This is a genomic window from Microbacterium sp., from assembly GCF_047607465.1.
In the GTDB taxonomy this organism is placed as follows: domain Bacteria; phylum Actinomycetota; class Actinomycetes; order Actinomycetales; family Microbacteriaceae; genus Microbacterium.
Genome location: NZ_JASGCY010000074.1, coordinates 1 through 6,543 on the forward strand (window position 1 = coordinate 1; position 6,543 = coordinate 6,543).

At 71.6% G+C, this 6,543-nt stretch carries 6 protein-coding genes; 2 read left to right on the forward strand and 4 right to left on the reverse strand.

Translation table 11 applies throughout. From position 1 onward, the window contains the following. Together QM568_RS10755 and QM568_RS10760 are read right to left on the reverse strand one after the other, a co-directional pair. Positions 1-508, reverse strand: a 508-nt coding sequence (locus QM568_RS10755; protein ID WP_415138653.1) for an ATP-binding cassette domain-containing protein, incomplete at its 3' end; no start/stop codon positions are given. Next, positions 505-1,170 carry an ATP-binding cassette domain-containing protein gene (locus QM568_RS10760; RefSeq protein WP_415138655.1) on the reverse strand — a complete coding sequence of 222 codons (666 nt, stop codon included), beginning with the start codon at positions 1,168-1,170 and terminating at the stop codon, positions 505-507. The genes QM568_RS10760 and QM568_RS10755, both read right to left, overlap by 4 nt. A 67-nt stretch (positions 1,171-1,237) precedes the next feature. Here QM568_RS10760 and QM568_RS10765 point away from each other — a divergent pair, with 67 nt between their 5' ends. Continuing rightward, complete coding sequence (locus tag QM568_RS10765; RefSeq protein WP_415138657.1) at positions 1,238-2,437, forward strand: MFS transporter; 1,200 nt, start codon at positions 1,238-1,240, stop codon at positions 2,435-2,437. On the opposite strand, the gene QM568_RS10770 is transcribed toward QM568_RS10765, so the two are convergent. Together QM568_RS10770 and QM568_RS10775 are read right to left on the reverse strand one after the other, a co-directional pair. After that, positions 2,418-4,226, reverse strand: coding sequence for an ABC-F family ATP-binding cassette domain-containing protein (locus tag QM568_RS10770; protein ID WP_415138659.1), 1,809 nt, complete (start codon positions 4,224-4,226; stop codon positions 2,418-2,420). The genes QM568_RS10765 and QM568_RS10770 overlap by 20 nt on opposite strands. Before the next feature lie 6 nt (positions 4,227-4,232). Further along, positions 4,233-4,724 carry a hypothetical protein gene (locus QM568_RS10775; RefSeq protein ID WP_415138661.1) on the reverse strand — a complete coding sequence of 164 codons (492 nt, stop codon included), beginning with the start codon at positions 4,722-4,724 and terminating at the stop codon, positions 4,233-4,235. 96 nt (positions 4,725-4,820) lie between these two features. Between QM568_RS10775 and QM568_RS10780 the strand changes: the two genes are divergently transcribed. Continuing rightward, the gene (locus tag QM568_RS10780) at positions 4,821-6,185 is read left to right on the forward strand and encodes a DUF222 domain-containing protein (protein ID WP_415138663.1); all 1,365 of its coding nucleotides are present in this window, start codon (positions 4,821-4,823) and stop codon (positions 6,183-6,185) included. Positions 6,186-6,543: the final 358 nt, after the last annotated feature.

The following is a 6,543-nucleotide window of genomic DNA, read 5'->3' on the forward strand; positions in this document are numbered from 1 at the left end:
CGACGGGGACCGCCGGGCCGACGGCGAGGGCGCGGGCGATCGCGGCGCGCTGCGCCTGGCCGCCGGAGACCTCCGACGGCCGGCGGTCGAGCAGCGCGGGGTCGAGGTGCGCGAGCTCGGCGGCTTCGCGGATACGGGTGGCGGCGTCGCGATCGGGGGTGAGCCGGCGGACGGCCTGCTCGATGGAGCGCCGGATGCTCCAGCGCGGCACGAAGGAGGCCGCCGGGTCCTGCGGAACGCCCTGCACCAGGCTCCGACGGCGCGCGTCCGGGCTCTGCGCGGGCGTCGCCCAGACGCTCTGCAGCACCGAGACGCTGCCGCCGGCCGGTGTTCGCAATCCGAGGACGATGTCGGCGAGCGTCGACTTGCCCGCGCCGGAGGCGCCGATCACCGCGACGGATTCCCCCGCCTCCACGACGAGGCTCGTGGGTGCGAGGACCGTCCGCTGCTGTGCACCGCGGCCGTGCACCGCGGTGACCTCGTGGATGTCGAGAACGCCGGCGCTCACAGGTGCGCTCGTTCGCGTACGGGGTGCTCGCTGACGACGCCCGCGTCGATGGTCAGGTGACGGGTCGCGAGCGCCTCGGCGACCGCGGGATCGTGGGTGACGACGACGAGGGTCTGCTCCGGACCGATGACCGCGTCCAGCATCCGGAGCGTCCGCTCGCGCGAGTCGTGGTCGAGCGCGCTGGTCGGCTCGTCGGCCAGGATCAGCGGCGCCCTGGTGAGCACGGCGAGGGCGACGGCCGCCCGCTGCGCCTGGCCGCCGGACAGCTCGGCCGGACGCCTCCGGTGCAGCTCGAGGTCGTCGAGGCCCACCGCTGCGAGCACCTCGGCGACCCGGTCGGAGCGCGAACCGGTGACCCGGCGCAGCTGCCGGCCGAGCGGCGTGAGCGGATGCAGCGCGTCGAGGCCGCGCTGCGGGATCATGCCCAGGCGCACGAAGCGCGCGATGCGCGTGCCGGAGAAGCGGAGTCCCGGCGCCCAGCGGCCCGCGATGGTGCTGAGGAACAGCGACTTCCCGCTCCCGGACGGCCCGGTGACGATGACGCGCTCGCCGGCGGCGAGATCCAGCGCGGCGATCTCGAGAAGCGGTCTGCTGTCGCCCTCGGCGCGCACGGCGGCGTCGCGCAGGGAGAGCACGGCGTCGTCGGTATCCTTGTTAACCATAATGAGAATCATTATCAGTAATCGTCGCCGCTCGACGCAAATCGACCGAGGACGGCCGGCGGCGCCGGTGCTGCTGGCCACCCAGGCGATGTTCAACATCGGCTTCTACGCCGTCGTCCCGTTCCTCGCGCTCGTGCTGAGCCGCGACTTCGGACTGGCCGCCGCAGCCATCGGCCTGGTGCTCGGCATCCGCACCTTCGCGCAGCAGGGCCTCTTCGTCGTCGGCGGATCCCTCGCCGACCGCGCCGGCGCCCGGACGATCATCCTCGCCGGGGTGGCGATCCGCGTGACGGGATTCCTGCTGCTGTCCGGCGCCCTGCTGACCCCGGCGCCGTCCTTCGCCCTGTTCCTCGCCGGCACCGTCCTGACCGGCATCGGCGGCGCGCTGTTCTCCCCCGGCCTGAACACGCTGGTGGCCGCGGCCGAGGGTGCAGGGGCACGCGGGCGGGTCACGCTGTTCGCGTGGCTCACCGTCGCCGGGGAGCTCGGCGCGGTGCTGGGTCCGCTCCTCGGCGCCGCCCTGCTCGGCCTCGGCTTCGCCGTCGCCGCCGCCGCAGGAGCCGCGTACTTCGCCGCGATCGGGATCACTCTCGCCTTCCTCCTCCCCCGGGCCCGCCGGACGGAGGGCGGCAACCCGACGCCGCTGCGCTCCGCGCTGCGCGACCGGGCGCTCCGCCGGTTCGCCGCCCTGCACTCCGTGGATCTGCTGGCCTACAACCAGCTGTATCTCGCGGTGCCGCTGGTGCTCGCCGGGGGCGCCGCCGCGGTGCAGACCACGGCGGCGGTCTTCGCCTGGGCCTCGGCGCTGACGCTCGTCGGGCAGCTGCCGGTCGCGCGCTGGACCGCCCGGCTCGGCGCCTCCCGCGCCCTGCGCGTCGCCTACCTGTGCAGCGCCGCCGGGTTCGCCCTGATCGCCGCGGCGTCGACCGCCCCCGACCCCACCCGGACGATGCTGGTGTTCGCAGCGACGACGTCCTTCATCCTCGGCCATCTGGCGGCGAACCCGACCGCCCTGCACCTGATCCCCGCCGTCGCCCGGCCCGGGGCGATCGGCGCCTCCTTCGGGCTCCTCGCCACAGCCGGCGGGGCGGCGGTGCTGACCGGGAACGTCGGCGGCGGCCTTCTGCTGGACGCGCTGCCCGAGGCCTGGTCGTGGCTGCCCTGGCTGCTCCTCGGCGGGGCGTGCGTCGCATCGGCCGTGCTGGTGCGGGGCGCCCTGACGGCGCTCCGACAGCACTCCCCCGTCGTCAGCCGATCTGCTCGGTGAGCGCGAACCAGCGCAGCTCGAGCTCCTCGATCTCCGCCTCCTGCGCGCTGATCGCCTTCATCTTCTCGCCGAGACCGGCATAGTCGGACTGGTCGTGATCGGCGAGGGCGTGCTTGGCCCGATCGACGTCGCCGTTGAGCTTCTGCATCCGCCGTTCGAGGGCGGCGAGCTCCTTCTCGGCCGCGCGGAGCTCTGCGCCGGCGAGGGCGGGCGCCGTGGGCGCGGGCGCTTCGTCCCGCTTCGCTCGCTCCACGACCGGGGACGCCGCACGCAACCGGAGGTACTCGTCCACGCCCCCGGGCAGGTGGCGCAGACGCCCCGCGCCGTCGGGGCCGGGGAGGATCGCGTACTGCTGGTCGGTGACGCGCTCGAGGAAGTACCGGTCGTGGCTCACGACGAGCAGCGTCCCCGGCCACGAATCCAGGAGATCCTCGATCGCCGCGAGCATGTCGGTGTCCATGTCGTTGGTGGGCTCATCGAGGATGAGCACGTTGGGCTGCTCGAGGAGGACCAGCAGCAGCTGCAGGCGGCGCTGCTGTCCGCCGGAGAGGTCTTTGACGGGCGTCGACAGCTGCGCCGACGAGAACCCGAGCCGCTCGAGCAGCTGACCGGGCGTGAGGTCCTGCGCCTTGGACCCCGCACCCAGCGTGTACGAGGTGCGAAGCCCCGAGATGACGACCCGCACCGGATCGTTCCAGTGCTGTTCGAGCTCGTCGAGGCGCTGGGTGAGGGTCTTGACGTTGACGGTCGTCCCGCGCTTGACCCGGCCGCTGGTCGGTTCGACGGTGCCGGCGATGAGTCCGAGCAGCGTCGACTTGCCGGCGCCGTTGACCCCGAGGATGCCGGTGCGCTCCCCCGGCGCGATGCGCCACTCCACGTCGCGGAGAACCTGCTTCTCTCCGTACGACACGCTGACGTCGAGGAGGTCCACCACGTCCTTGCCCAGCCGCGAGACGGCGAGCGACTGCAGCGAGACCTTGTCGCGGATCTCCGGGACGTCGGCGATGAGCTCGTTCGCGGCGTCGATGCGGAACTTCGGCTTGCTCGTACGCGCCGGCGCGCCGCGGCGCAGCCAGGCGAGCTCCTTGCGGGCGAGGTTCTGCCGCTTGGCCTCGGTCGCCGCCGCCATCCGGTCGCGCTCGACACGCTGGAGGATGTACGCCGCGTACCCACCCTCGAACGGCTCGACGATGCGGTCGTGCACCTCCCACGTCTCCGTGCAGATCTCGTCGAGGAACCAGCGGTCGTGGGTGACGACCATCAGCGCGCCGGCGTTCGCGGGCCAGCGGGTCTTCAGGTGTCCGGCGAGCCAGGTGACCGCCTCGACGTCGAGGTGGTTGGTGGGCTCGTCGAGGGCGATAACGTCCCAGTCGGCGACGAGCAGCTTCGCCAGCGACACCCGGCGGCGCTGACCGCCGGAGAGCGAGCCGATCTCGGCATCCCAGGGAAGATCCTGCAGCAGCCCCGCGATCACGTCGCGCGTGCGCGCGTCTCCCGCCCACTCGTACTCCGGGGTGTCGCCGACGACGGCCTGGGCGACCGTGACGTCGTCGGGCAGCGTGTCGGCCTGGCTGAGCACGCCGATGGTCGTGCCGCCGCGGACGGTGACGCGTCCGGAGTTCGGCTCCTTGATCCCCGCCAGCATCCCGAGCAGGCTCGATTTTCCGTCGCCGTTGCGGCCGACGATGCCGATGCGGTCGCCCTCTTCGATGCCGAGGGTGACGGAGTCGAAGACGATGCGGGTGGGGTATTCGAGGTGGAGCGCTTCAGCCCCGAGCAGATGTGCCATGTTGCTTCAAGGGTACTGTCCGAACATCTCGGGAACGGATGCCGTGAACTCGTCGAAGTGGCTGTACCAGACGGTGTGGGCGGCCGAGCGGATGCCGCGCACGCGCGCCCCGGCGTCGGCGAACCGCCTCTTGTCGTCGTCGCTGACCCAGGCGCTCGGTTCGGCGTGCACGAGGATGTCGCCGCGACGCGGCACGAGGTCGATGTCGCCGTCGCAGGAGATCGAGGCGTTGGTGGCCGGGTCGAAGCGGGCCGCGGCGCGGGCTTCGACCTCGGCGTCCGCGGCGGAGCAGAAGGGCCGCGATCGCCGGAGCTGGTCCGGATCCTGCCTGCGGGCGCGGTCGCTCTCGTACTGGGCGGTGAGCGCTGCGCGATCGGCACCGCCGGTGAAGGACAGCGCCGAATCGACGTGGACGGTCACCTCGGCGTCGAGGCCGGCCGCCGCCAGCACCGTGGCGCCGCCGTCGCCGTCGCCGGTGTCGAGTGCGTGCAGCAGCATCGCTCCACGATAGTCGTTATCCATTCGTGACATTTCACCACCTCGATCCCTTCGAATTCTTCTTCGAATGTCAGAGGCCTCTGGTGTACTGAAGGTATGGACGCACTCACGGATGCCACCGACTCGCAGATGGCCGCGCTCGCCGGCCTGGTCGACTCGCTCGCGGCCGCCGAGGCGACCCTGAACGCCATGATGGCCGCACGCGACGGGCTGCTCGCGATCGCGGGCGACATCGCCGTGACCATCGCCAGACAGGGCGATCACCAGGACAAGGGCGATATGAACCTGCGAGCCGTCGCCGCCGAGATCGGCCAGCGCCTGCGGCTCAGCGATCGCACCATCGAACGCAGGATCGCCGAGGCCTCGGTGCTCGTGCAGGCGAACCCCGCGGTGTGGACGGCGCAGGGCGCCGGGCGCATCTCGGCCGCGCATTCCCACGTGATCATCGAGGCGGGCGCGCATCTGGCCGATCCCGCATTGCACGACGCCTATCTCGAGGCCGTGCTGCCCTTGGCCGAGGTCGAGTCGCCGAATCGGCTGCGGGCGCTCGCCAAGCGCATCGCCGAGAGGTTCCAGGAGACATCGATCGACGAACGCCATCGCCGGGCCCGCGAGCATCGACGGGTGTGGATGCGCGATGGCGACGACGCGATGGCCGAGCTGACGCTGCACGGGCCGGCGGTCATCGTGCACGCCATGATGGATCGGCTCTCGCAGATGGCGCATCGGATCCGTACCGAGAACCTCCGCGAGGCGCGTGAGGCGCGCTCCGCCGGGGTCGACATCGAGCCCGATGCCCGGTGCGTCGACGAGATCCGCGCCGATCTGCTCGCCGACCTCGTGCTCACGGGCGCTCCGACCGGCCACGACAGCGCCGACGGACAACTCGCCGAGATCCGTGGCCGGGTCGAGGTGACCGTCCCCGTCACGACGCTCATGAGCGCAGATCTTCCGTCATCGTCGATCGCATATCCTCCCGCGCTTCTCGACGGCACGATCCCCATCGATGCCGAGACCGCGCGGATGCTGGCGGGCGCCGTGACCGGCTGGGATCGCGTGCTCACGCATCCGCTGTCCGGCGTCGTGCTCGCCGCGGATCGCTATCGCCCGCCCGAGCAGTTGAGGCGCCGCCTCCGCGCCCGCGACCAGCGATGCCGGTTCCCGACCTGCGGTCTGGTGGCCAGGAGGTGCGACCTCGACCACAATCACGATGCGGCCACCGGCGGCGCGACTCGCGAGGACAACCTCAGCGCATTCTGCCGACGGCATCACACGCTGAAGCACGCGTCACCGTGGCACGCGCAGCAGAAGCCCGGCGGAGTTCTCGAATGGACGAGCCCGACGGGCCGGACCTACATCGACGAGCCTCCGCCGCAGAACACCGTCGTGTTCACACCATCGCATCCGCCGTCGTTCACGTCCTTCGAGGACTTCGCCGACAGCGTCCGTGCACCGTTCTAGCGTTTCGGTCTAGCGTTTCTCGTAGCGTTTCTCGCCGGTTCAGGGTGCGTGCTGTTCTCGTCCACGATTCCTAGCAGCCTCAGAGCAGAAATCCTTGTCCCCCGTTTGGGGGACAAGGAGAGTCGCGGTAGTCTCGATATCGCAGCTGGGGCTGTCTGCCGATTCTGGGGATCCGGCAGCTGATGCAACACCTCCATCGCGGAGAAATCGCGTCCTCCCGGGAACCCGAATCCCGAGGAGGGCGCGATGCGCGCATCCGGGGCCTTCAGCCGATGATCCGCGCGCCGGGCACCGGCCCGTGCACGTGCAGCGACTCCGCCCCTGCCCCGCACAGCGCCGCCCCGGCCCCGCGCGACTC

Excerpts from the sequence above, each read along its gene's own strand:
- QM568_RS10760 (WP_415138655.1), bottom strand. The coding sequence starts at position 1,170 with ATGGTTAACAAGGATACCGACGACGCCGTGCTCTCCCTGCGCGACGCC.
- QM568_RS10780 (WP_415138663.1), top strand. The coding sequence starts at position 4,821 with ATGGACGCACTCACGGATGCCACCGACTCGCAGATGGCCGCGCTCGCC.
- QM568_RS10775 (WP_415138661.1), bottom strand. The coding sequence starts at position 4,724 with ATGCTGCTGCACGCACTCGACACCGGCGACGGCGACGGCGGCGCCACG.
- QM568_RS10770 (WP_415138659.1), bottom strand. The coding sequence starts at position 4,226 with ATGGCACATCTGCTCGGGGCTGAAGCGCTCCACCTCGAATACCCCACC.